A 22,423-nucleotide genomic window follows, 5' to 3' on the forward strand; every position below is an offset into this window, starting at 1 on the left:
AACGAACCCGATCCGGGACTCACCGCCGCGAACGCCCCTCAGACGCGCGTCGCCTGACCGCCGCCCACCTCGGGCCGCCGCCCACCCCGAGCAGGGGGGTGGGCGGCGGCCTCAGGTCATCGAGGGGAGTGCCGTGGACAAGGCCATTGCGATGGCGAACCGGCGCGCGTCATCCAGCTCGCCGGGGGCCGCGACGACCTCGCCGAGCTTCCGCGGGCCGGACAGGTGCACCGTGCCGACTCGCCGGCTCCGCTTCATCATCGGGAGGTAGGCGTCGACGAAGCAGAGGACGGGAACGACCGCGACGTCATCGTGGCCCGCTGACGCCAAGGCGGTCCGCACGACGTCGCACTGCCGGATGACGGCCTCCACGAGGTCGTTCTTGCGTCGGCCGCCGACGCGGAGCGTCTCCTTGGTCGGCCCGAATAGGCCTCCGGTCCGCTCGACCTTCACGTCAGCGTTCTGGTACCGCTTGGCATCGATGACGAAGACCCCGCTCGCCCCGACGAAGAGGTGGTCGATGTTGGAGCGGCGCCCGGGGACGCGCCGGTCGTGGAGCGCGTATCCCTCGCCGGCGTCGACGAGCACGGTCAGCGCCTGGGCGACGCGTTCCTCGCCCGCCGCACCGACGCGCCACGCATGGGTGCTCTGCCGACCGTCGGGGTAGAAGAACGCGTTGAGCGCCCGCCAGACGCGCGAGCGCTCGGCCCTGGCCGCGTCGTCCTTCGCCCTGCGTCGCTCGTACTCGCGCCGTGCCCCCGCGCCGGCGGTCCCGACGTCCAGCGTCGGTGGTGCCGGTGCGTCGTCCACCGTCGGGTCTGCCGGCGCCGCACGCCCCGAGTGGCAGGGCAGGCAGCTGACCGTCCGGCTGCGTCGGTCGTAGGCCGCACGCTCACCCCGCGGCAGCTCGGTCCCGCAGGAGCAGCGACCGGCGTACCGCAGCCTCATGACCTTGACGTCTGCCTCCACAGCTCCCCGTCCCCTCTGTCGTGGATGCGTCCGACCGTAGGGCGGGCGACGGTCCGCTGTCAGTCGGTCGCGGCACGCCAGGGCGTTCGGGGTCACCGACTCCGTGGCTCTGGCGGGTCGGATGTCGGCGCCCCTACGCTGCTGGCTTCGGGTGGCGCACCGGGAGGTCACAGGATGGAGCCGGTGGTGAGCGTCCGCGACCTGCGGATGCGGTACGGGGACACCGACGTGCTCACCGGCGTCGACTTCGACATCGCGGGCGGGCAGGTCGTGTGCCTCCTCGGTCCGAACGGTGCGGGGAAGACGACGACCATCGAGATCCTCGAGGGGTTCCGGATCCGGTCGGCCGGCGACGTGGACGTCCTCGGCCAGGACCCCGCCAGGGCCGACGAGGACTGGCGGGCCCGCACCGGCGTCGTCCTCCAGTCGTGGCGCGACCACCCGCGCTGGACCCCTCGGCGGCTGCTCACCCAGCTCGGCGGCTACTTCGCGCCGTACTCCACGCCGGAGCGGCGCCGCCCCCACGACATCGACCTGCTCCTCGAGACGGTCGGCCTCACCGAGCTCGCCGACCGCAAGATCGCCACGCTGTCGGGCGGCCAGCGACGGCGGCTCGACGTCGCCGTCGGCATCGTCGGGCGACCCGAGCTGCTCTTCCTCGACGAGCCCACCGCCGGGTTCGATCCGCAGGCGCGGCGCGAGTTCCACGAGCTCGTCCGCAACCTCGCGCGGACGGAGGGCACCACGATCCTCCTCACCACCCACGACCTCGACGAGGCCGAGAAGCTCGCCGACCGCGTCCTCGTCCTCGCGGCCGGGCGGATCGTCGCCGACGACACGGTCGACGGGCTGTCGCAGCGGCTCGAGGGGGAGTCGCAGGTGCGGTGGACGACCGACGGGGTGCGGCACACCGAGTCGGTCTCTGATGCAACGGGATTCGTCCGGCGGCTGTTCGCCGAGCACGGTGACGACGTCCACGACCTGGAGGTGCGGCGCGCCAGCCTCGAGGACGCCTACCTCGCCCTCGTCCAGCAGCACGAGGCCGGTCACGGCGAGGCCGCTGCCAGGCTCTTCGCGGAGGTGACCCGATGACGACCCCGGGTGGCACGACGTCCGCGCCCGACCCCACGCGCGCCACGTCCTCATCCAGCCCGGCACGGCACGCGGTCGGGCTCGGCCTGCAGCGCGGGTGGACCGAGTTCAGCCAGAGCATCCGCAGCACCCAGGACCAGGGGTTCTACCTGTTCACGGCCGCGATCACGGTCGGCTACCTCTTCCTTCGGCGCAACAGCGAGGTCGAGGGTACCGACCTGCTGCTCCCGTCGGTGGCCCTGCCGAGCATCCTCGGCGCGCTCATCGCGTTCGGCGTCGTCATCGGCCCGGCGTACGCCCTCGCGATGGAGAAGGAGGACGGAACCCTCCTGCGGCACAAGGCAGTTCCCCATGGACTGCGCGGCTACTTCACCGGACAGCTGCTGTTCCAGTCGCTGTCGCTGCTGCCGCAGATGGTCGTCATCCTCGTGCCGAGCTTCCTCCTCTTCGACGACCTCATGGCGGAGGCGTCCGGCTGGCTCACGGTGGTCTGGGTGCTCGTGCTGGGGCTGCTCGCGACCATGCCGATCGGCATGGTGATCGGCAGCCTCGTGCCGAGCACGCAGAAGGTCGGCACGTGGGGGATGCTGCCGGTCATGGTCCTGGCCGGCATCTCCGGGATCTTCTACCCGATCCAGGTGCTGTGGACGTGGGTGCAGGTCGTCGCGCACGTCTTCCCGATGTACTGGATCGCCCTCGGGATGCGCTCGGCGTTCCTGCCCGGCGAGGCCGCGGCGCTCGAGGTCGGCGGGTCGTGGCGCACTGGCGAGACCCTCGTCGTCCTGGGGGTCTGGGCCGTCGTGGGGTGGCTGGTCACACCGCGGGTGCTCCGCCGGATGTCGCGCCGCCAGACGGGATCGCAGGTGGAGGCGGCCCGCGACGCCAGCCTCCAGTGGGTCCGGTAGAAGCAGGCAACCCGCCAGATGGTCCGGCGCGCTCCTGGGTGACGCGCGGGTCGCACGGTCCAGGGAGAAACCCGCCCGATCGGCCCGAACTCGGTGGCCGAACGGCTGAGCGAAAGCGAACACGCAGGTCAGCGGCACGCCCTACGGTTTCCCCGGGGCCCATGTGAAAACACCGGGGGGCTCCGTTGCGCCCGAACACACTCACCGAGGAGACATGCCATGACCAACACCCCTGCCGGCTGGTACCCCCAGGCCGACGGCCGCCAGCGCTACTGGGACGGGACCCAGTGGACCGAGCACTTCGCGCCCGGTGGGGCAGGTCAGTCCGCTGCCGCGGGCGCCGCGGGCGCCGTGGGCGCCGCGGGCCCGGTGAGCACCGAGCGGCCCTGGTTCAAGAAGAAGCGCTTCATCATCCCCGGTGCCCTCGTCGGTCTGATAATCCTCGGCTCCGCGATGGGCGGTGCCGACACCCCGAGCACCAGCGTCGCGCTTGCGTCGTCCTCGCCGAGCGCGGAGGCGTCGACCGAGGCATCCGCCGAGCCCGCGGTCGCGGACTCGCCCACGCCCACGCCCACGCCGACGAAGACCGCGGCCAAGCCGGCTCCGGCCGGCCCGAAGATCGGGAGCAAGGCGCGCGACGGCAAGTTCGAGTTCGTCGTGACCGGCGTGAAGTGTGGCATCACGACGGTTGGTTCGCAGTACCTGAACACGAAGGCCCAGGGCGAGTTCTGCCGCCTGGCGGTGAAGATCACCAACATCGGCGACAAGGCGCAGTCGATGTTCGCGGACAACCAGCTCGCCTTCGACGCCAAGAAGCGTGAGTTCTCGGCGAGCTCGGAGGCCTCGTTCTACGACGAGAAGTCCCAGGTGCTCTGGGAGGAGATCAACCCAGGGAACACGGTCGACGGCCGGATCTACTTCGACGTCCCGAAGGGCACCAAGCTCGTGACGGTCGAGCTGCACGACTCGATGTTCTCCGGCGGCGTCGAGGTCGCGCTCAAGAAGTGACCTCGCAGCTGGTGCCCCTGTCCGGCCCGGGCGGGGGCACCAGGCGCCGGAGGGGGACGGGTCACCTGCGGTAACGGTCGCGCTGGGCGACGACCTGAGCCCGCGGTGGTGTCGTCCTCCCCTGTCGGCACGAGCCAGCACAGGAGCTCACGCGCTTGGAGTCAGTGGAGGCGGCCCAGCTCCTCGTAACCGTCCTCGAAGTACAGGACGCCGTCGAGGACCCCGAGCACGGTGTCCGTCAGTTGTGCCGGGGTCAGCTCCAGCGTGTGCAGCTCGGATCGTTCCGGCACCCGCGCCATCGCCTGACGGAGCCGTCTGCGCTCGGGCTCCGACAGGTCGTAGTCCTGGAGCACGGCGAGGAGGGCGTCGCGCATGGCGAGGCGTCCCTCCTCGGGCCCATGGGTGAGCGTGCCGACGGCCGCGTCGAGCCAGTCCTCGTCCGGGTCCTCCTCGATGGCGTCCGTGACGGCGTCGTACATGGCCTGCTCGGCCACCAGCGCGGCGGGGTGCGCCTGCTCGCGCTCGTCGTAGGGGAGGGCGACGGCACGCTCGACCATCCGGCGAGCCCTGGCGTCGTCCCCGTCGTCGATGGCGAGCAGCGCCTTCTCGAGCAGGTTCGCCGCGGCCTCCTGCTGGGTCTCGCTGAACGGCGCGAGGGCGGCGCTCGCCCGGAGCGGGATGTCGCCGAGGCCCCGGTCCCGCTCTCGAGCGAGGGGGTCCTCCAGCGGGTCGATGGGTTCGTCGCCGGCCACTCCCGCAACGTACCGGGCCGGCGCCCTGTGGATGACGGCAGTGGCCTGTCGGTGCACGTGTGTACGATTATGGCATGACAGGGGGAACGGGTCTGGGGGAGCGGCGCGAGGCCGTGGCCGCGGCGTCGGCTGCGCTCGCGGGGCTCGGGGACGACCTGTGGCAGGCGGGCTCGGCGGAGCTGGCCGAGTCGATGACCGTCGTCGACCGGCTCGAGGCGCTGGCCGCAGCCGCGCGCGTGTCGATCGCAGCGGAGGCCGTGGCTCGCGGGGTGGTGGCCGAGTCGGGAGAGAGCGTGCTCTCGTGGGTGCGCGCGCATGCGCCGTCGCTGCGCCAGGGCGGCGCCGGGGACGTGGCCGTGCTGGCACAGGCGGTCGCCTCCGCGGGGCGGCGTCTGGAGGGCGCAGTGGGTGGAGGTGTCGACGACGAGTCGACCCTGGGCATCGTGTGGGCGGGTGTCGTCGACGGTTCCGTCGCTCCGGCGATGGCGACCGCCGTCCTTCGCGAGCACGTCCGGCTCGACCCGCTGCTGCGCGACGAGGCCCGCCCCACCGTCACGCGGGCGTTGCTCGAGCTCGGCCTGTCGTGGGGAGTGGGGCAGATGCGACGCCTGCGCCCGCGGCTGCTCGCCGAGTACGGCGCCCGGGGAGCGTTCGACGACATGCAGTCGCGGCTCGCGCCGGCGGCCTGCCTCTCGGCGCCGGTGGTGGCGTCGGGGGACGTCACCGAGTACCAGCTGCGGATGACGCCCGAGCAGGCCGTGGCGATGGAGGCCGCGATCGGCCCGCTGTCGGCACCCGCCCCGAACGAGGAGACCGGTGAACGCGACCTCCGGCCGGCAGGGCAGCGGCGTGTCGAGGCGCTCGCGGAGGTGTGCCGCCGCTCGAGTGCACTGGACGCCGAGTCCAGCGGTGGCGCTGACGGGGCGGCCGCCGCCTCGGCTGCCGTCCACGTGACGATCGCCCTGACCGACCTCGAGACGCGCTCCGGATGCGGTGAGGTGCTGGGGTCGACGGCCACCGGCGTCGTGCTCTCGCCCGAGGTGCTGCGTCGGCTGTGCTGCGAGGCCGACCTCATCCCTCACGTGCTGGGTACGGCAGGTGAGGACCTCGACCTCGGCCGGGTGGTGCGCCTGTTCACCCGGGCGCAGCGACGGGCGCTGCGCCGTCGCGACCGCGGCTGTACGTATTCGGGATGTTCCGCGCCGGCCTCCTGGACCCGCGCCCATCACGTGCAGCACTGGGCCGACGGCGGCTGGTCCGACCTCGACAACGCCGCCTCCCTGTGCCAGCGGCACCACACCCTCGTGCACCAGCGGCGGCTGATGGCCGAGGTCCGGCGACGACCCGACGAACGCGGCCGGTACGTGGTCTGGGACCTCAGCCGGGGCAGCTACGACCGGCACCTCGAACGGCTGGCGCGCGAACGCCGGGCCGCCGACCCGGAGCCGATGACCCCCGGACGACTGCGAGGGCTGCTCGCCGCGGTCGGCGGTGACGACAGGATCGAGGCCCTCTGGGCCGACCACGAGCTCCACCACGCCGCGATCGAGGCCGAGGAGCGCGCCTGGGCCGAGGGCCATGACGGGTCGCCCCGGGTCGCGGACGATGTCGCAGCGCCCTGGTCCGAGGACGATGGCGGACCGCCCTGGACCGAGGTCGGTGACGACGTTGCTCGGCTGTCGCTGATGGACCTGGCCGAACCGGCGTGACGAGCCGCGGCTGCCGGGCGATGGGTGGGCCGAGTGGCAGCCACTCCAGGGAGGGGACCGGCGATCCTTGGCCACCCGTCGGACCACCTCCACCTCCCAACCTTGGACAGCGTGCAGCGCCAACCGGTCACCGGTTGTCAGCCGTCGGGCCCTGTGGTTGTCTCGCGAAGGCGAGAGCTCCCTCATCGGCGAGGGAGCCGGCAGAAGGGCGCCCCCATGACCCGACACCGTGTCTCGATCGCAGGCGCAGCGGCGGCCCTGACCCTCACCGGCGTGGCGGTGGCCGCCGGGACGGCGACGGCATCGGCCTCGTCGGCGGCCGTGGCGTCGGCGCCCACAGCAGCCGTGCCGGCCGCCGCACTCGCGGCCCTTCCCGGCACCGACACGGTCCTGGGCCCGCGCGTCCTCGTCCTCGACCCGAGCATGGGGACCGAGCAGATCGAGACCGCCGTCAACGGCATCGCCGCTGCGCAAACCGACGACGAGATGGGCACCGAGCGCTGGAGCATCCTGTTCAAGCCCGGCACGTACGGCACCTCCGAGGACCCGCTGCAGATCAAGGTCGGCTACTACACCGAGGTCGCCGGGCTCGGGGCCGACCCGGGCGACGTCCGGATCAACGGCAAGGTCGAGGTCTACAACCGCTGCCTCGACAACGGCGGCACGAGCAACTGCATCGCCCTCAACAACTTCTGGCGCACGCTCAGCAACCTGACGATCCAGGTCAACGGCGCCGGGCAGGACGGCTGCCGCGCCTCGGCGAACTTCTGGGCGGTCAGCCAGGCCGTCTCGATGCGCCGGGTCGAGGTCACCGGCGGGAACCTCTCGCTCATGGACTACTGCACCGCCGGGCCGCAGTTCGCCAGCGGTGGCTTCATCGCCGACTCGCGGGCCGGCTTCGTCATCAACGGCTCGCAGCAGCAGTGGCTCACCCGCAACAGCACCGTCGGCGGCTGGAGCAACGCCGTGTGGAACCAGGTGTTCGCCGGCGTCGAAGGCGCCCCCGACGACAGCACCTTCCCGAACCCGCCCTACACCACGCTCGACACGACGCCGGTGAGCCGGGAGAAGCCGTACCTGTTCCTCGACGGCGGTCAGTGGGCCGTGCGGGTGCCCTCCGCCCACACCGACACCCGCGGCACGAGCTGGGCCGACGCGATGACGCCCGGACGTACCGTGCCGCTGTCCGACTTCCACATCGCCCGCCCCGGTGACTCGGTCACGGCGATCAACGCGCAGCTGGCGCGCGGCAAGCACCTGCTCCTCACCCCGGGTCTGTACGACGTCGCAAGCAGCATCCAGGTCCGGCGGCCCGGCACGGTCGTCCTCGGGCTCGGCCACGCGACGCTGACGGCGCGACGAGGGTCGACGCCGCTCAAGGTCGCCGACGGCGCCGGGACGGTCGTCGCCGGGGTCACGGTCGACGCGGGGGAGCGGCTCTCGCCCCTCCTCATGAGCGTCGGCGGCCCATCGGTGGGACAGGGTGGGGCGGCCTCCGGTCGCGGGTCGAGCGCCGCTGACCCCCTGACGCTCAGTGACGTGTACTTCCGCGTCGGCGGGCCGCACGTCGGCAAGGCGAGCGTCTCGCTGCAGGTCGACGCCGACCACGTCCTCGTCGACCACACCTGGGTGTGGCGAGCCGACCACGGCGTCGAGGACTTCACCGGCGGCGTCCTCGGCGACGACGAGCGCTGGGCGACCAACACGGGCACCCACGGCGTCATCGTCAACGGCGACGACGTCACCGCGACAGGCCTGTTCGTCGAGCACTTCCAGGAGCACAACACGATCTGGAACGGTGAGCGCGGCCGCACGGTGCTCTACCAGAACGAGCTGCCCTACGACCCGCCCTCGCAGGCCGAGTGGACCCGGCCCGACGGGACGCTCGGCTACGCGGGCTACGTCGTCGCGCCGCACGTCCGCACCCACGAGCTGTGGGGCGGCGGGTCGTACGTCTACAACCGCAACGACCCCACGATCGTCACCCAGCACGGCTTCCAGGTCCCGACGACAGAGGGGGTGCGGCTGCACCACGTGCTCACCGTCAACCTCGGGGCCGGCACGATCCGCCACGTCGTCAACGACACCGGCGGCCAGGTCGACACCGACGCCGTCGGGGTTCCGCAGTACGTCGCCGAGTACCCGTGAGGCCGCGCACGAGGTGAGGCCCCGGTCTCTCGACCGGGGCCTCGGAGCGGAGCTCGTGCGGTGTGACCGCGCCTCGTGTGGTCAGGCGGTGGCGGGGATCCGCTCGATCGCCGGTGCGTTGACCAGGGCTGCCTGGCGGCCGTGCCGCAGGCCGAGGGCCCCGAGGACGAGGAGGACCGCTGCGCCGACGAAGGCGGCGACCGCTGCCCACATCGCGATGGTGGCGATGGTCCCGAACGCGTAGGCGTTGAGGAGCATCCCGCGCAGCGTCGTGCCCATGAAGAGCGACTGGCGCAGCTGCCCGAGCTCGGCGGTGGCCTCGGCCTCAGGGGCCGCCTCGAGAGCCTTGCGGTACTCGGTGGAGACCTGGGCGTAGGTGCGGCCGCCGGACGACTCGTCCATGTGGGCCTGGATGTAGTAGTCGGCGTAGGCCTTGGCCTGGGCGCCGGTGGTGAGCGGCTGGCCGGCGTACTGGGCCAGGTGCTCCTTCATGTCCGGCGTCGTGAGGGCCGCGGCGGCCGGCATCGTGATCTGCTGCGCCGCGAGCTGGTCGTGCACGTTGGTCGACGCGAACGACGAGGCCCACGTCAGCAGGCCACCGGCGACGAGGAGGACGGCGGCGAGGATGACGCCGGTCCAGGAGATGAGCTTGTCGAATGCGCTGCGCATGGTTCTCGTGTCCTTCCCACGGGGCCCGGGGGAGGTGCCCCTTCGTGTTCTTCTCTGGCACGACCCACTGTAGTACTACGCAACTTAGTAGTCAGGCGGTAGGGCTGTTCGGTGCGTCACACGGGGAAGGGGGAGGGCGAGGGCGCGGGCGCGGCTACCGAACGGCCGCGACGCGCGTGCGCGCGACCCGGTCCTTGGCCCAGCCGAGGAAGGTCGCCACGTGGTGCGTGTCGCGGAACCCGGGACCGGCGAGCTCGAGGAGGAGGTCGTTGGACCACGTCGCGAGCCGGCCGATCCGCATGGCGGTGAGGTCGGCCTTGGGCAGGTGCAGGCCGAAGACGGTGAGCGCGAGGTCGCGCTTGCCGACCCCCTCGGCGCCGTAGCTGAGGATCGGGAGGAAGCGTTCCGGGTGCGCGATGTGCAGCACCTTGGTGTAGAAGACCTCGGACAGCCCGGTCATGCCGCCCGCGAGCTCGCCGTCGAGGAGGACGGTGAGGCGGTCCTCGAGCGGGACGTCCTCGGGACCGTGGAGGAGGTACGCGAGCGAGGTGCGGGTGCGCGCGGCGGCCTCGTCGTCGCCGAGGTGGCGCCACGCGCGGTTGAAGACCATCATCGAGCCCCCGCGGACCCCCGTTCCTGTGGCGAGCTCGCGCAGCTCCTCGGGCGCCGAGACGGGCAGGCCCTCACGACTGAGGATCGGCCGGAAGTCGCTCCACGGGCGCGTCGGTGACGGGGCCGGGACGGTGTCCGCCTTGAGGTACTGCTTCTTCAGGCGGGCGACGCGCTGCCGCCGGTCGGCGGAGACCATCTCGGAGGTCGCGAAGCGACCCTTGGCCATGGCGAACGGGCTTCGCGTCGAGGCCGGCCGGCTCGCGACGAGCGACAAGGACCACTGGTGCCCGCAGTCGCCGCAGCGCAGCCTGCGTGCCCCGTCGGGCGTCGCGCCGTCGAGGTGGATGTCGTTGTCGGACGAGCACGCAGAGCACGAGATGAGAGCCATGTCGCGATCCCTTCGAGGGGTGTGATGTCGTGACGGCTCGGAGTCCCGGGGCGGCAAGATACCTGTGGGTGGGTGGACCTTCACCGTAACACCGGGAACGACCCCGACCGCGGGCATCGCGGACCGGGCCGCGCCCAGCGGCGGCCCCGCAGGTCAGGGCCGGGTGATCGCGACGTTCGTCGAGGACGGCAGCACGTAGACGTGCGTCGAGCTGGCCGGGTACCAGCGGTTGGCGCCGTCCCAGACCCCGCCGCTGCTGACGAAGCAGAAGCTGAAGGTCGGGTTGGGGGTGATCGTCACCGTCCACCAGTGGCGACCGTTGAGGTAGCCCTCGTAGGTCATCGGGCGGTCGCCGGTGAGGCCGTTCCACGGGTGCAGCGTGTAGCCGGAGGCCGACGCGGGCTCGGCGTAGTGGACCGTCACCTGCTGCCGGTACCGCGCGATGAACGAGGCGAACCGCGACATCCCGAGACCGGACGCCACGTCGCCGACGCGCAGGACGGTGAGACCGACGTAGGGGGCGTAGTCGAAGGCGTTGACGATGTTGTCCCAGCCGGCGCTGGTCGCGACGCCACCGGCAAGGGCGTTCTCACCCTTGATGGCGACCCCCTTGGACTGCGCGTGCTGCGCCACCCAGAACACGAGGTCCTGCGCTCCCGAGTACGCCGGGGAGGAGTACTCGTTCGACATCTCGAGGCAGGTGAAGTGGAGGATGACCTGACGCGTCGTGTTCACCTGCGTCGCCAGCGAGACGACCTTGGTGTAGCCGTGCCCGGTGGCGCCGGCGTTCATGTCGATGCTCGTCTGGACGAGGCCGGCGGCGACCTCGGCGGCGCGCGGGTACGACGGGTTCGTCATCGCCCAGTGGACGCCGGGGATCTTGTAGCCGAGGGGCACACCGGCGAACGAGGTCCCGAGGGCCCCGGCGACGGCATCGAGCATCGTCCTGCCGTGGGTGACGAGCGACTGGTTGTACCAGTCGATGAAGTCCTTGCCGTAGGTGATGTTCCGGTAGTCGCCGGAGGTGAAGAAGAAGCCCGCGTTCGAGGGCGGCTGGATCTGGGTGGTGCTCGTCAGGCTCGTGCCCCAGGCGCTGTTGACCCCGGCGAGGCTGCCGTACTTCGCGACGGCGGCCGTCTGCCAGGACTTGACCGCCAGGGGCGAGTACGCCTGCAGCGCACCGCGAGTCGGGTAACCCGTGCCGCTGTCGTGGCTGTTGTACGAGGGGTAGCGCAGCTCGCCGGCGGGGCCGAGGGAGACGTTGATCTCCTGCAGGTCGTTCGCGTAGGTCGTGCCGTAGCGGTTCTTGAAGGCCGTGGCGAAGGCGCCGTACTCGCCGGAGACGAGGCCGTCGGCCCAGCCCTGGATCGTCTCGACGCTGTGGTTGCCCTGCTCGCTCCTGTGCTTGAGGCCGTTCGCGTCGAGGGTAACGCCGTTCAGCGTCTGGTCCTGGTACTTGCCCCAGATCCAGCCCGGGAGAGGGAAGTTGCACGTGTCGCCGACGTTCCCGCCGCACTGGTGGAACGACAGGATCGGGACGATCTTCAGGCCGCGCGCTTTGATCCTGGAGAAGAGGGTGTCGTAGTAGCTCCAGTCGAAGACCTGGTCCGAGGTCTCGACCTTGCCCCACCACACGTCGACGCTCACGGCGTCGGCGCCGTACTCCTTGGCGCTCTGGATCTGCGCCTCGAAGGTCGCCATCTGGGAGCTGTCGACCCACAGCGGGGCCATGACGTTGGCGGTGAACGCCGGGTTGTTCGTGGCGGTCGCCGCCCCGGCCGGGGTGGCCGAGGGCACGGCCACCGCCAGGACGAGGGCGAGCAGGCCGACGAGGGCGGAGCGGGCGCGGACGGTCACCGGGGGCCTCCAACGGTGGTGACGGCCGTCGGGGGGGTCGCGCCGGGCACCGGCAGCCCTCGCGACGGTGCGAGCAGGTTGCGGAGCAGCGTAGAGAAAGCGTTTACGCACTGGCAAGTGCCGGCGCACGGGTCAGCCGCGGGAGAGCACCTCTCGCAGGGAGAGCGGCTCCCGTCCCGTGAGGCGGCGGACGTCGTCGGTGACCCGTTCGAGCTCTCCGGTCCTGATCGCGGTGTACGTCGAGACCCATGCGTCGAGCTGCCACGGCGGGGCGTCGTACGGCGCCCGTGACGCGTAGGCCTCCTCGACCGTCTCGTCGTGGAAGGTGATGTCGCGCCCCGTCACCTCGCTGAGGACGGCGGCCGCCTCCTCGAGAGTGAAGGCCTCGGGACCGGTGAGGTCGTACGTCGCCCCCGCGTGCGCGGCCGGGTCGAGCAGCACCTCGACCGCGACCCGCGCGATGTCCGCGCGCGCCACCCCGGCGAGGCGACCGTCGCCGGCCGGCCCGCGGATGACGCCGTCCTCACCGGGGAGGTGGGGCAGGAAGTCGAGGTAGAGGCTGTCCCGGAGGAACGTGAACCCGAGCCCGGCCTCGCGGACCAGCTGCTCGGTCGCCCAGTGGTCGCGCCCGAGGGTGAAGGTGCAGTCCGGGGCGGCACCGAGGAAGGAGGTGTAGACGACGTGCCGCACCCCCGCCTCCGCTGCAGCCGCCACCGCCGTCCGGTGCCGCTCCATCCGGTCCGCGGACTCCGAGGCCGAGACGAGGAACAGGGTCTCGACGCCGTCGAGGGCCCGGGCCATGGCGGCGCGGTCCCCGTACTCGGCCACGACGACCGAGGCACCCTCGAGCCCTGGGGCGCGGTCGGCGGAACGGACGACGAGGCGCTGCGCGTGCCCGCGGTTCGCCAGGTCGCGTGCGACGAGACCGCCGAGCCCCCCGGTGGACCCGGTGACCGCAAGGCTGGGGAGCATCGCCATGCCCCTCAGGATGCCGTGGGCGTGCGGTTTCGGACAGGCTCGGTGGCGCAGCGGCCGCGCCCCGGGGCGGGTGACCTGTGGTGTGCGTGCATCAGCGGGCCGACGGCGCCAGGTCGCGGACGGCCTCGGCGACGGCCTCGCGGTAGGAGGTCGGGCGCCGGCCGATGAGGCGCTCGAGGTCCCCGGAGGTCACCTCGAGGTCGCCGCGCGCGAGCCCGGTGTCGGCATCCGCGAGGACCTCGGCGTATCCCCGGGGGAGCCCGGCGCCGACGAGGATCTCGGTCAGCTGCTCGGCGGGGACGTCGGTGTAGGTGACCTCGCGTCCGGACGCGTCGGCCACGGCTGCGGCGAGCTCGGCCAGGGTGAAGGACTCGCCACCGAGCTCGTGGACCGTGCCGGCGGAGTCGTCGGCGAGGAGGACGACCGCCGCGGCGTCGGCGTAGTCGGCACGGGTGGCCGCGCTGACCCGACCCTCGCCCGCCGAACCCACCACCCCGTGCTCGAGGTAGGTCGGGATCTGGGGGAGGTAGTTCTCGAGGTACCAGCTGTTGCGCAGGAGGGAGAACGGCACGCCGGACTCGCGGATGAGGCGCTCCGTGGCGAGGTGGTCGGCCGCGAGGACGAGGCCGCTGGTGTCGGCCTTCGGGATGCTCGTGTACACGAGGAGGGAGACGCCCGCCGCCTTCGCCGCGGCGACGACGGTGGTGTGCTGGGCAATCCGCCTGCCGACCTCGCTCCCGGAGACGAAGAGGACGCGGTCGGCGCCCTCGAAGGCGGTGTCGAGGGTGGCGCGGTCGTCGTAGTCGACGACAGCGGTCCGGACGCCGAGCGACGCGAGGTCCGCCAGCCTGGCGGTGTCGCGACCGGTGGCGAGGACGTCGCGCGGGTCGGCCCCGCGGCGGAGGAGGGCCTCGACGGCGAGGCGGCCGAGCTGGCCGGTGGCTCCGGTGACGACGATGGTCATGGTGGTGCGTCCCTTCGGGTGGTGGGTCCCGGGCTTGCTGGACGGAGCCCGGGAGGTGGTGGTGTCCCCGCCAACCGGCCGCGTCCCTGAACCCTTCCGGATGGTTGGTACGCACTTTGGAGTAAGGTACGCACGTGGAGGTAAGTCACGAGGTCAACGGTTCGGCGGCGCTGGCGACGGCTCTGGACGGGCCGCGTGGCGACGGTGTCGGACGCGATGGTGGACGGTCGGACGGTGCCCGGCGGGCGGGCCCGGGCGAGGTGTTCGCGGCGGCGTGCCCGAGCCGGGTCGTCCTCGACCACGTGACGAGCAAATGGGGCGTGCTCGTCCTCGTGGCCCTCGCCGACGGGACCCAGCGGTGGAGCGACCTGCGACGTCGGGCCGAGGGCATCAGCGAGAAGATGCTGGCGCAGACCCTGCGCACGCTCGAGGGCGACGGCCTCGTCCACCGCGAGGCGCAGCCCGTCATCCCACCGCGGGTCGACTACTCCCTGACCCCTCGTGGGGAGGAGCTCGTCGCGCACCTGCTGCCGCTGTTCGGCTGGGTCGTCGACCACGCCGACGAGATCGTGGGCCGCGCCCGGTAGGGGTGCGCGGGGGCCCGGGCCGTGGGGGCGGGCTGTGGACAACTCGAGTGGCGGGATCCGGCGAGTTGGCTACGGTGGCTGTGCGGGGCCGACGTGGGACGGCCGGGGAAGGGACGCATGACAGGACGCACTGCGCGGCGGCGCTCGCTCGCGCCGACGCTGGCACTGGTCGGCGCGTTGGCGGGTGCGCTGGTCGTGGCCGGCTGCCAGTCGGAGGGCGCACAGTCGCCCAGCCCGTCGCCGTCGGTCTCGTCGAGCAGCGCCTCGCCCACGGCGAGCCCCAGCCCGAGCCCGTCACCCACCGAAGGCGAGATCCCCCCCGCCGCCAGAGTCCAATCAGAAGAAGGCGCCGAAGCGTTTGTCAAGCACTTCTTTCAGCGCTTTAACTTCGCATGGACCAAGCCTGAGGCCGGCGTCATCGCCCGGTTGAGCGCGCCCGATTGCGATTTCTGCCGGAGCACCGAAGAGACGGCGAGCTACCTGGCGAAGAACAAGCAGCGCTACGCAGCTGATCCGACGGAGCTAAAGGCAACTCAGGCCTTCATGGGTGCCCCATCAGGTCAGCAGTTCGTTGAGATCACGCTTCTGCAACGCAAGGTCGACATTCTCGACGCTTCAGGGGCGGCCATCGCCACGGATCCGGAGAAAGAGGATCGCTACTTCGCAGTTCTGCAGTGGGGAGGCAAGGGGTGGTCCCTCAAGGAAGTGGAAAAGGCACCTTGACATGCAGCGCATCATCGTCGCGGCCCTTGCCGCATTGATCGTCGGACTTGTTCAACTCGAGTCGGGGTGGGCGATGCCGATGCACCACAAGCCTGGGCACACAGTGTCCGGCTCCGTGGTCGACGAGGGGACCGTCATTAACACTCTCGGGTTGGAGTCGGTGAAGGCGCTCACCAACTCGTACTACAAGAGTGCTCTCGCAGAACCTCCGTTCTATGACTATGCAGGCGTCTCCGTGTGCGGCGACCCCGAACCGGGTGACGAGAATGCCGACAACGTTTGCCCCTTGTCCTGGGGGATCTGCCGCGTTGCTTCTGGTGGAGGCGATGGACCCGCCGTGCGCATCTTCCGCCGCGAGGTGTCTAGTTCCGGTTCGCCGTTGACGGGAGCACCCGGTTCTTGGACTCCCGTTCACCTCACTTGCTTTCCTGAAGCCGTCCCTGGCGCGGGCCGGGTCTTGAGCATGGCCATGATTCGCCATGCATTTCGTGAGACGGACTTCACGCGTCCCACGGTGAACATTCAGCCGGAGGGCGACGTCACGCTGGTCAACCTGCCCACGTACTTCGAGGTCCGCTTCCCCGAGGCGGGCTTCGGGCCGGACGAGGTGGACACGCCCGATCCGAGCCTCCTGCTCGGGCACACCGTCGAGATCCGTCCACGGTTGAAGTCGGTCACGTACCACCTGGGGGAGCAGACCGTCGGTCCCACGACCTCGCTCGGCGGGCCGCACCCGACGGGCGACATCACGGCGACCTACACCCGTCCCGGCACCCGCCAGGTACGCGTGGACGTCGTCTACACCGGACAGTTCCGCGTCGGTGGCAGCGGCTGGATCGACATCCCCGGCGAGGTCGACCTCACCGGCGCGCCGGTCACGCTCACCGTGCGCGAGGCGAGGTCACGGCTCTACACGCCCGGCTGATCCTTCAGAACGAGCTCCGGACCCTCTGTCAGAGGTCGAATGTACGTTCGGTTCATGGCAGCAACGAGCGGTCGCAGCGCGGAGGCTGCGGCGCGCGCGGGGGACAGGGGGAGCACGACGATGAGTACACGGACACCTAGATTCGACACGGTGGCGCTCCGGGCGGCGGGGCCCGGCTCGTCGCGAGGAGGTGGCCGGTGGAGGTGACGAGGGCGCTCACGCTCGGTCGGCGGCTGCTGCGCGAGCACGGGCTCGACGACTGGACCATCGTCGCGGACCGCGCCAAGACCCGTGCCGGGGTGTGTCGGTTCGGCCGGCGGCAGATCGGCATCAGCGCGCCGATCACCACCCTCCACGACGAGTCCGAGGTGCTCGACACGATCCTCCACGAGATCGCGCACGCCCTCGTCGGCCCCGAGCACGGCCACGACGGCGTGTGGCGGGCCAAGGCGCTCGAGATCGGCTGCTCGGGGGAGCGGTGCGTGTCCACCGACTCGCCCCGCGTCCCCGGCGACTGGGTGGGGCGTTGCCCCGCAGGTCACGAGAAGAGCCGCCACCGCGCGCCCACGCGGCTGATGTCGTGCGGCCAGTGCTCGCGGCGCTTCGACGCCCGTTACCTCTTCACCTGGTCCTACCGGGGGCGGCCCGCCTCCCTCCCGCCCAGTTACGCCGCCCAGCTCGCGGCGCTGCGCGTCATCGAGCGACCGACCCAAGGCGCCGTCCTCGAGGTTGGACAGGAGGTGGAGGTGGTCGCGCCCGGGCCCTGGCGGGGGCTCGTCGGCGAGGTCGAGCTCGTCGGGGCGGTCCGCTGCCAGGTCCGGGTCGACGACGAGCTGGTCAGCCTCCCGCTCGACGCCGTCCGCCGCGCGGCACCCAGCGCAGCACGGCGACAGCCTGCCTGAGGGGTGAGCACCCTCACGCCCGCAGGATTGCTACTCGCCGGTACGTTGCGGGGAGAATGGAGGACGTGACCGACCAGCGCACCGAACACGCCGCAGCCGACGACCTCGTCGCGGCGCCGGACGTCGACGCCCCGGGCCGGACCACCCCGGGTGGCCCGGCACCCACGACGGCACTCGCGACCGCGACAACGCAGCCTTCGGCCACCGCGAACACCCCGCGCAGCGCCCAGACCGCTGACCCCACGCGCCCCGTCGAGCACGCCGACACCGGCGACGACGGCTTCACCCCCTGGCGCACCCCGACCGAGGGCACCGAGCGCGCCTTCGTCCTCGCGGGCGGCGGGGCCACCGGCATCGCGTGGGAGGCCGGCGTCATCATCGGCCTGCGCGACGGCGGGGTCGACGTCCGCGAGGCCGACACGATGATCGGCACCTCCGCAGGGTCGATGGTCGCCGCCCACGTCCGGCTCGGCACCGAGGAGACCGTCGCCTTCGAACGGATCCGCGAGGGCGCACCCCTGGCCTCCTACGGCCGGCTCGGGGCCGCCGACGCCACCCGCTACCTGCGCGCCCAGCTGCACCTCGACGCGCGCCGTGGCCGTGCCCTCGTCGGCCGCGCCGCCCTCGGTGCGCGCACCGCCACCGAGCAGGAGTGGCTCGACACGATCGGCCTGGGCCTCGTGGGCCAGCCGTGGCCGCAGGCCCGCCTCCTCGTCACCGCCGTCGACGCCCGCACCGGCACGGCCGTCGTCTTCGACCGCGACAGCGGCGTCCCGCTCGAGCGCGCCGTCGCCGCGAGCTGCGCCGTCCCCGGCGTCTTCCCCGCGGTCGAGGTCGGCGGCAGACGCTACGTCGACGGTGGACTGCGGACCATCGCCAACATCGACCTCGCCGCGGGCCACCGACGCGTCGTCGCGCTCGCGCCCTACCCCGTCGGCTCGCACGTCCGCGACCTCCCGCCCGTCCAGCTGCGGCGCCTCAAGCCGCGGGCCCGTACCGCCCTCGTCGTCCCCGACGCCAGGGACCTGCGCGCCATGGGGACCAACCCGCTCGACATGCGCCGCGGCGAGAGGACCTTCGACGCGGCCCGCGAGCACGGGCGACGGATCGCCGAGCGCGTCGGCGACGTCTGGCACGGCTGACCCACCGCCGCCCGGGTATCAGCGCGCGCCTCGCCGCGCTCCTCACCCACACGGCCACCGCCCGGTGGCCCGAGGGAGGACGCACCGATGGCGATGCTCGAGTCGCTGCCGCTCATCCGGCTGCCCGAGTCGTGGCCGCTGCCGCTCGTCGCGACCCTCGCGATGGCCGCGCTCGCAGGGCTGGACCTGCTCGGCGCCTACGCGGCCAAGGAGTGGGCCGAGCAGCGCAACACCGTGGCGCTCGGCGTGGGTGCCCTCGCCTTCCTCGTCCTGTTCTGGGTCTACGCGTCCTCGCTCCAGTACGCCGAGCTCGCCGTCGTGACGATGGGCTGGATCGTCCTGCTGCAGGTGGGGATCGTCCTCATCGACCGGCTGTGGTTCGGCGCGACCCTGCCCGCCGACAAGATGGCCGCGATCGTCGTCATCCTCGCTGCGCAGGGCTACCTCCTCCTCGCGCCGGCCGCCACGACCACCGCCTGAGCCGGGCCGCGCCCTCCGCTCGCTACGCTCGGCGCGGAGGAGGTCCGATGACGAACCCGACGCCGCCGTCACGCACGACCGCGTTCATCGAGCAGGTCGAGCGCTACGCCGCGCACAACTACCACCCGCTGCCCGTCGTCCTCAGCCACGGCGAGGGGGCGTGGGTCACCGACGTCGAGGGGCGCCGCTACCTCGACTGCCTCGCCGGCTACTCAGCCCTCAACTTCGGCCACGGCCACCCCCGGCTCGTCGCCCGCGCCCAGGAGCAGCTGCACCGGCTGACGCTGACGAGCCGCGCGTTCCACAACGACCAGCTCGGCCCCTTCGCCGAGGCGCTCGCCGGGCTCACCCGCACCGAGATGGTGCTCCCGATGAACACCGGTGCCGAGGCGGTCGAGACGGCCATCAAGGTGAGCCGCAAGTGGGGGTACCGCGTCAAGGGGGTCCCGGAGGACGCCGCCACCGTCGTCGTCATGGAGGGCAACTTCCACGGGCGCACGACGACGATCGTCAGCTTCTCCGACGACAAGGTCGCACGCGACGACTACGGCCCCTACACACCGGGATTCCGCTCGGTCCCGTACGGTGACGCCGACGCCCTCCGCGCCGCCGTCGACGACACCACGGTCGCCGTCCTCCTCGAGCCCATCCAGGGGGAGGGCGGGGTCGTCATCCCCCCGGAGGGCTTCCTGCGCGACGTGCGAGGCATCTGCGACGACGCCGGGGCGCTCATGGTCGCCGACGAGATCCAGAGCGGGCTCGGCCGGACCGGCCGGACCTTCGCCTGCGACCACGAGGACGTGGCCCCCGACGTCTACGTCCTCGGCAAGGCGCTGGGCGGGGGCCTCTACCCCGTGTCGGCGATCGCCGCGGACGCCGCCGTCCTCGGCGTCATCACCCCCGGGTCGCACGGCTCGACGTTCGGCGGCAACCCCCTCGCCGCCGCCATCGGGCACGAGGTCGTGACGATGCTCGAGGAGGGCGAGGTCCAGCGGCACGCGGCGAGCCTCGGCGACCACCTCGCGGAGCGGCTGCGCCCCCTCGTCACCGACCCGGAGGCCGACCGCGGCCTGCGTGCGGTGCGCGTGCGGGGGCTGTGGGCCGGCCTCGACGTCGTCGCCGCCGGGCCGAGCGGGCGCGAGCTGTGCGAACGGCTCATGGCGCGGGGCGTCCTCGCCAAGGACACCCACGGCTCGACGGTCCGGCTCGCGCCGCCGCTGGTCGCGACCCGCGACGACATCGACCTCCTCGTCGACACCCTCGAGGACGCCCTCGCCGCCGAGGACTGAGCCCCGCCCGCCGAAGGGGGGCTTCAGCCGACGTCCGCCGCCCGGCCCGAGCGCGCCCGGGCCGCGTTGCGCGCGATCTCGTGGGCGATCTCGGCCCGGTGCGGCTTGGGCAGGTCGTGGGCCATGTCGGGGAACATGACGAGCTTCGACCCCGGGACGGCTCGCGCCGTGGCGATGCCCCCGCCCGGGAGGACCAGCTGGTCGAGCAGCCCGTGGACGACGAGGGTCGGCACGGTCACCCGGCGCAGCCCCGGGGTGCGGTCAGGGCTGGCCTGGATGGCGAGCAGCTGCCGCAGGGTGCCGAACGGGTTGATGTTGCGCGAGACGGCGAGCCGGACCGCCGCCCCGACCTCGTCCGCGTCGAAGTGCGGGCCCGCGATGAGGCGGAACCCCTCGAGCCCCAGCCGCGCAGCCTCCTCGGGGTCGTCCGGGCGCGGGGTGGACAGCGCCCGGGCCATCGTCGGCAGCAGGCGCGGCGACACCGCACCGTGCCGACGGTTGCCCGTGTTCGACATGATCGAGCAGAGGCTGAGGACGCGCTCCGGGTGGTCGATCGTCAGCTGCTGGACGATCATCCCGCCCATCGACACCCCGACGACGTGCGCCTGCTCGATGCCGAGGTGGTCGAGGAGGGCGACCGCGTCGGCGGCCATGTCGGCGATGAGGTAGTCGGAGCGGGCGTACCGCCGGTGCGCGAACGCGCGCACCAGCGCGCCGCGCGTGGGTGCCGGCCCCTCGGTCTTCGTCGAGAGCCCGATGTCGCGGTTGTCGAGGCGGATGACGCGGAACCCGTGGTCGACGAGGGCGGAGACGAGGTCCTCGGGCCACGCCACCAGCTGGGTGCCCAGCCCCATGACGAGGAGCATCGGCGCGCCGTCCTCCGGTCCGTCGACCTCGTACTCGATGGTGAGGTCGGCGAGCTCGGCACTGGTCATGGGCGCAGTCTCGCACCCGCGCCGGGCCCGCCGGGACGGGCCCGCCGCGCCCCGTTAGGGTGGTCGGCGTGATCGAGCCCGTGACGTGGACCGTGGTGGGCCTGTCGGCACTGCTGTTCGTCGTCGCCGTCGTCTACGCCTGGCGCGACCGCCTCATCGACGACCGGCTCCTCCTCCTGCTCGCCCTCATCGAGCTCGGGCTCGTCGTCCAGCTCGTCGTCGGCCTCTTCGGCCTCGGCCAGGTCGACGAGGACACCGAGCAGGCGACGTTCGCGGCCTACCTGGTCAGCCTGCCGCTCATCCCGGTCGGGACGGGCCTGCTCGCGATCAAGGAGAAGACGCGCTGGGCCATGGGATCGCTCGCGGTCGGCGCCTTCGCCGTCGCCGTCATGACGGCCCGCTGCCTCCAGATCTGGACCCTGCATGCCTGAGGCCTCGCGCCGGGCCCTCGGCGGTCCGGGTGTCGTGCTCGTCGTCGCCTACGGCGTGCTCGCGCTCGCGGCGACCGGCCGGTCGGTGCTCCAGCTGCTCAGCTACTTCGAGCGCGCGCCGCTCGCGTACCTGCTCTCCGCGCTCGCGGCCGTCGTCTACCTGCTCGCCACCTGGTGCCTCGCGAGGGGCGGGGGGTGGGTGCGGGTCGGCATCGCCGCGTGCACCGTGGAGCTCGTCGGCGTCCTCGCCGTGGGGGCGGCGTCGTTCGTGGTCCCCGAGGCGTTCCCGGACAAGACGGTGTGGTCGCACTTCGGGCAGGGGTACGGCTTCGTGCCCCTCGTCCTCCCCGTCCTGGGGCTGCTGTGGCTCCGGAGGGTCGACCGCGGCGCCTGAGGGCAGGTCCGGCCCGCCCTCGACACGTGAACCTTCGGTGGGACACCCCGACGTTCGGGGTGCCCCACCGAAGGTTCCGGCATCAGGCGGGAAAGCTGGTGCAGATGGGGTCAGGCGTCGGTCGGCTCGAGCAGGAGGACCGGGATGAGGCGGTCGGTCTTCTCCTGGTAGTCGGCGTAGGGCGGGTAGGCCGCCACGCACCGCTCCCACCACGCGGCGCGCTCCTCGCCGCTGATCTCGCGGGCGACGGCCCGCCACGAGCGGGTCCCGTCCTGGAGGGTGATCCGCGGGTCGGCGCGCAGGTTGCCGTACCAGAGCGGGTGCTCCGCGGCCCCGCCCTTGCTGGCGACGGCCGCGTAGACCCCGTCGTGCTCGACGCGCATCAGGGGGACCTTGCGCACGGCGCCGGTCTTCACGCCGCGCATCGTCAGCATGACGACCGGACGGTCCATGACGTTAACCACGCCGGTGTCGCCGGCGGCCTCGATGGCCTCGACCTGCCGGCGGACCCAGCCGGTGGGGCTCGGACGGTAGTCGGTGTCGTTCTCGCTCATGTCGGGGTGC

The 22,423-nt window shown here is 72.3% G+C and carries 23 protein-coding genes; 14 read left to right on the top strand and 9 right to left on the bottom strand.

Features of this window, described 5'->3' with window-relative positions:
* Positions 1-111: 111 nt before the first annotated feature.
* Positions 112-810, bottom strand: coding sequence for a nuclease-related domain-containing protein (locus tag ACK8HX_RS02410; protein WP_411939042.1), 699 nt, complete (start codon positions 808-810; stop codon positions 112-114).
* 345 nt (positions 811-1,155) lie between these two features.
* On the opposite strand from ACK8HX_RS02410, the gene ACK8HX_RS02415 reads away from it, so the two are divergent.
* The 3 genes from ACK8HX_RS02415 (at position 1,156) to ACK8HX_RS02425 (ending at position 3,974) form a co-directional block, all read left to right on the top strand.
* Positions 1,156-2,061 carry an ABC transporter ATP-binding protein gene (locus ACK8HX_RS02415; protein WP_411939043.1) on the top strand — a complete coding sequence of 302 codons (906 nt, stop codon included), beginning with the start codon at positions 1,156-1,158 and terminating at the stop codon, positions 2,059-2,061.
* Complete coding sequence (locus ACK8HX_RS02420) at positions 2,058-2,966, top strand: ABC transporter permease (protein WP_411939044.1); 909 nt, start codon at positions 2,058-2,060, stop codon at positions 2,964-2,966. The genes ACK8HX_RS02415 and ACK8HX_RS02420 overlap by 4 nt, the downstream gene beginning before the upstream one ends.
* A gap of 219 nt (positions 2,967-3,185) precedes the next feature.
* Positions 3,186-3,974 (top strand): DUF4352 domain-containing protein, encoded by a 789-nt coding sequence (locus tag ACK8HX_RS02425; protein WP_411939045.1) that lies wholly within the window; start codon positions 3,186-3,188, stop codon positions 3,972-3,974.
* A gap of 161 nt (positions 3,975-4,135) precedes the next feature.
* On the opposite strand, the gene ACK8HX_RS02430 is transcribed toward ACK8HX_RS02425, so the two are convergent.
* Entirely contained in the window at positions 4,136-4,726 is a 591-nt protein-coding gene (locus tag ACK8HX_RS02430) for a hypothetical protein (RefSeq protein ID WP_411939046.1), read from the bottom strand.
* A 74-nt stretch (positions 4,727-4,800) separates the two neighbouring features.
* On the opposite strand from ACK8HX_RS02430, the gene ACK8HX_RS02435 reads away from it, so the two are divergent.
* Positions 4,801-6,435, top strand: a complete 1,635-nt coding sequence (locus ACK8HX_RS02435) for an HNH endonuclease signature motif containing protein (RefSeq protein WP_411939047.1) — start codon at positions 4,801-4,803, stop codon at positions 6,433-6,435.
* 216 nt (positions 6,436-6,651) lie between these two features.
* Positions 6,652-8,583 carry a glycosyl hydrolase family 28-related protein gene (locus ACK8HX_RS02440; protein WP_411939048.1) on the top strand — a complete coding sequence of 644 codons (1,932 nt, stop codon included), beginning with the start codon at positions 6,652-6,654 and terminating at the stop codon, positions 8,581-8,583.
* An 81-nt stretch (positions 8,584-8,664) separates the two neighbouring features.
* Here the strand turns inward: ACK8HX_RS02440 and ACK8HX_RS02445 are convergent, their stop codons facing one another.
* From ACK8HX_RS02445 to ACK8HX_RS02465, 5 genes are all read right to left on the bottom strand, one after another.
* The gene (locus ACK8HX_RS02445; protein WP_411939049.1) at positions 8,665-9,252 is read right to left on the bottom strand and encodes a hypothetical protein; all 588 of its coding nucleotides are present in this window, start codon (positions 9,250-9,252) and stop codon (positions 8,665-8,667) included.
* Positions 9,253-9,406: 154 nt separating this feature from the next.
* Complete coding sequence (locus tag ACK8HX_RS02450; protein ID WP_411939050.1) at positions 9,407-10,252, bottom strand: hypothetical protein; 846 nt, start codon at positions 10,250-10,252, stop codon at positions 9,407-9,409.
* A 153-nt stretch (positions 10,253-10,405) separates the two neighbouring features.
* A complete protein-coding gene (locus tag ACK8HX_RS02455) occupies positions 10,406-12,109 on the bottom strand; it encodes a family 14 glycosylhydrolase (RefSeq protein WP_411939051.1) in 1,704 nt (567 codons plus the stop codon).
* 132 nt (positions 12,110-12,241) lie between these two features.
* Positions 12,242-13,087 carry an SDR family oxidoreductase gene (locus ACK8HX_RS02460; protein ID WP_411939052.1) on the bottom strand — a complete coding sequence of 282 codons (846 nt, stop codon included), beginning with the start codon at positions 13,085-13,087 and terminating at the stop codon, positions 12,242-12,244.
* Positions 13,088-13,178: 91 nt separating this feature from the next.
* A complete protein-coding gene (locus ACK8HX_RS02465) occupies positions 13,179-14,051 on the bottom strand; it encodes an NmrA family NAD(P)-binding protein (protein WP_411939053.1) in 873 nt (290 codons plus the stop codon).
* A 260-nt stretch (positions 14,052-14,311) separates the two neighbouring features.
* Between ACK8HX_RS02465 and ACK8HX_RS02470 the strand changes: the two genes are divergently transcribed.
* The 7 genes from ACK8HX_RS02470 to rocD all read left to right on the top strand — a co-directional run bounded on the left by ACK8HX_RS02470 (position 14,312) and on the right by rocD (position 20,099).
* Positions 14,312-14,638 (top strand): winged helix-turn-helix transcriptional regulator, encoded by a 327-nt coding sequence (locus ACK8HX_RS02470; protein WP_411939341.1) that lies wholly within the window; start codon positions 14,312-14,314, stop codon positions 14,636-14,638.
* Between the two features lie 117 nt (positions 14,639-14,755).
* Positions 14,756-15,361 (top strand): DUF6318 family protein, encoded by a 606-nt coding sequence (locus ACK8HX_RS02475; protein WP_411939054.1) that lies wholly within the window; start codon positions 14,756-14,758, stop codon positions 15,359-15,361.
* A 1-nt stretch (position 15,362) separates the two neighbouring features.
* Positions 15,363-16,286, top strand: a complete 924-nt coding sequence (locus ACK8HX_RS02480; RefSeq protein WP_411939055.1) for a hypothetical protein — start codon at positions 15,363-15,365, stop codon at positions 16,284-16,286.
* A 197-nt stretch (positions 16,287-16,483) separates the two neighbouring features.
* On the top strand, positions 16,484-17,188 hold the full coding sequence (locus ACK8HX_RS02485) for a SprT-like domain-containing protein (protein ID WP_411939056.1): 705 nt from the start codon (positions 16,484-16,486) through the stop codon (positions 17,186-17,188).
* A gap of 65 nt (positions 17,189-17,253) precedes the next feature.
* Positions 17,254-18,330, top strand: coding sequence for a patatin-like phospholipase family protein (locus tag ACK8HX_RS02490; RefSeq protein WP_411939057.1), 1,077 nt, complete (start codon positions 17,254-17,256; stop codon positions 18,328-18,330).
* 87 nt (positions 18,331-18,417) lie between these two features.
* Positions 18,418-18,810: a hypothetical protein gene (locus ACK8HX_RS02495; RefSeq protein ID WP_411939058.1), complete on the top strand. Its 393-nt coding sequence runs from the start codon at positions 18,418-18,420 to the stop codon at positions 18,808-18,810.
* 47 nt (positions 18,811-18,857) lie between these two features.
* The gene (gene rocD, locus ACK8HX_RS02500) at positions 18,858-20,099 is read left to right on the top strand and encodes an ornithine--oxo-acid transaminase (protein WP_411939059.1); all 1,242 of its coding nucleotides are present in this window, start codon (positions 18,858-18,860) and stop codon (positions 20,097-20,099) included.
* 23 nt (positions 20,100-20,122) lie between these two features.
* On the opposite strand, the gene ACK8HX_RS02505 is transcribed toward rocD, so the two are convergent.
* Positions 20,123-21,034, bottom strand: a complete 912-nt coding sequence (locus ACK8HX_RS02505) for an alpha/beta fold hydrolase (RefSeq protein WP_411939060.1) — start codon at positions 21,032-21,034, stop codon at positions 20,123-20,125.
* A 68-nt stretch (positions 21,035-21,102) separates the two neighbouring features.
* On the opposite strand from ACK8HX_RS02505, the gene ACK8HX_RS02510 reads away from it, so the two are divergent.
* Both ACK8HX_RS02510 and ACK8HX_RS02515 read left to right on the top strand, forming a co-directional pair.
* Entirely contained in the window at positions 21,103-21,465 is a 363-nt protein-coding gene (locus ACK8HX_RS02510) for a hypothetical protein (RefSeq protein WP_411939061.1), read from the top strand.
* Positions 21,458-21,859: a hypothetical protein gene (locus tag ACK8HX_RS02515; RefSeq protein WP_411939062.1), complete on the top strand. Its 402-nt coding sequence runs from the start codon at positions 21,458-21,460 to the stop codon at positions 21,857-21,859. The genes ACK8HX_RS02510 and ACK8HX_RS02515 overlap by 8 nt, the downstream gene beginning before the upstream one ends.
* 110 nt (positions 21,860-21,969) lie before the next feature.
* On the opposite strand, the gene ACK8HX_RS02520 is transcribed toward ACK8HX_RS02515, so the two are convergent.
* Complete coding sequence (locus tag ACK8HX_RS02520; protein WP_411939063.1) at positions 21,970-22,413, bottom strand: nitroreductase family deazaflavin-dependent oxidoreductase; 444 nt, start codon at positions 22,411-22,413, stop codon at positions 21,970-21,972.
* Positions 22,414-22,423 lie beyond the last annotated feature (10 nt).

The sequence above is a fragment of the Oryzobacter faecalis genome, from assembly GCF_046764005.1.
GTDB classification, from domain to species: domain Bacteria; phylum Actinomycetota; class Actinomycetes; order Actinomycetales; family Dermatophilaceae; genus Oryzobacter; species Oryzobacter faecalis.

Bases quoted from the DNA above. Each gene is read 5' to 3' on its own strand.
- ACK8HX_RS02420 (WP_411939044.1), top strand. From the start codon at position 2,058: ATGACGACCCCGGGTGGCACGACGTCCGCGCCCGACCCCACGCGCGCC.
- ACK8HX_RS02425 (WP_411939045.1), top strand. From the start codon at position 3,186: ATGACCAACACCCCTGCCGGCTGGTACCCCCAGGCCGACGGCCGCCAG.
- ACK8HX_RS02435 (WP_411939047.1), top strand. From the start codon at position 4,801: ATGACAGGGGGAACGGGTCTGGGGGAGCGGCGCGAGGCCGTGGCCGCG.
- ACK8HX_RS02440 (WP_411939048.1), top strand. From the start codon at position 6,652: ATGACCCGACACCGTGTCTCGATCGCAGGCGCAGCGGCGGCCCTGACC.
- ACK8HX_RS02445 (WP_411939049.1), bottom strand. From the start codon at position 9,252: ATGCGCAGCGCATTCGACAAGCTCATCTCCTGGACCGGCGTCATCCTC.
- ACK8HX_RS02450 (WP_411939050.1), bottom strand. From the start codon at position 10,252: ATGGCTCTCATCTCGTGCTCTGCGTGCTCGTCCGACAACGACATCCAC.
- ACK8HX_RS02460 (WP_411939052.1), bottom strand. From the start codon at position 13,087: ATGGCGATGCTCCCCAGCCTTGCGGTCACCGGGTCCACCGGGGGGCTC.
- ACK8HX_RS02465 (WP_411939053.1), bottom strand. From the start codon at position 14,051: ATGACCATCGTCGTCACCGGAGCCACCGGCCAGCTCGGCCGCCTCGCC.
- ACK8HX_RS02475 (WP_411939054.1), top strand. From the start codon at position 14,756: ATGACAGGACGCACTGCGCGGCGGCGCTCGCTCGCGCCGACGCTGGCA.
- ACK8HX_RS02480 (WP_411939055.1), top strand. From the start codon at position 15,363: ATGCAGCGCATCATCGTCGCGGCCCTTGCCGCATTGATCGTCGGACTT.
- ACK8HX_RS02495 (WP_411939058.1), top strand. From the start codon at position 18,418: ATGGCGATGCTCGAGTCGCTGCCGCTCATCCGGCTGCCCGAGTCGTGG.
- rocD (WP_411939059.1), top strand. From the start codon at position 18,858: ATGACGAACCCGACGCCGCCGTCACGCACGACCGCGTTCATCGAGCAG.
- ACK8HX_RS02505 (WP_411939060.1), bottom strand. From the start codon at position 21,034: ATGACCAGTGCCGAGCTCGCCGACCTCACCATCGAGTACGAGGTCGAC.
- ACK8HX_RS02515 (WP_411939062.1), top strand. From the start codon at position 21,458: ATGCCTGAGGCCTCGCGCCGGGCCCTCGGCGGTCCGGGTGTCGTGCTC.
- ACK8HX_RS02520 (WP_411939063.1), bottom strand. From the start codon at position 22,413: ATGAGCGAGAACGACACCGACTACCGTCCGAGCCCCACCGGCTGGGTC.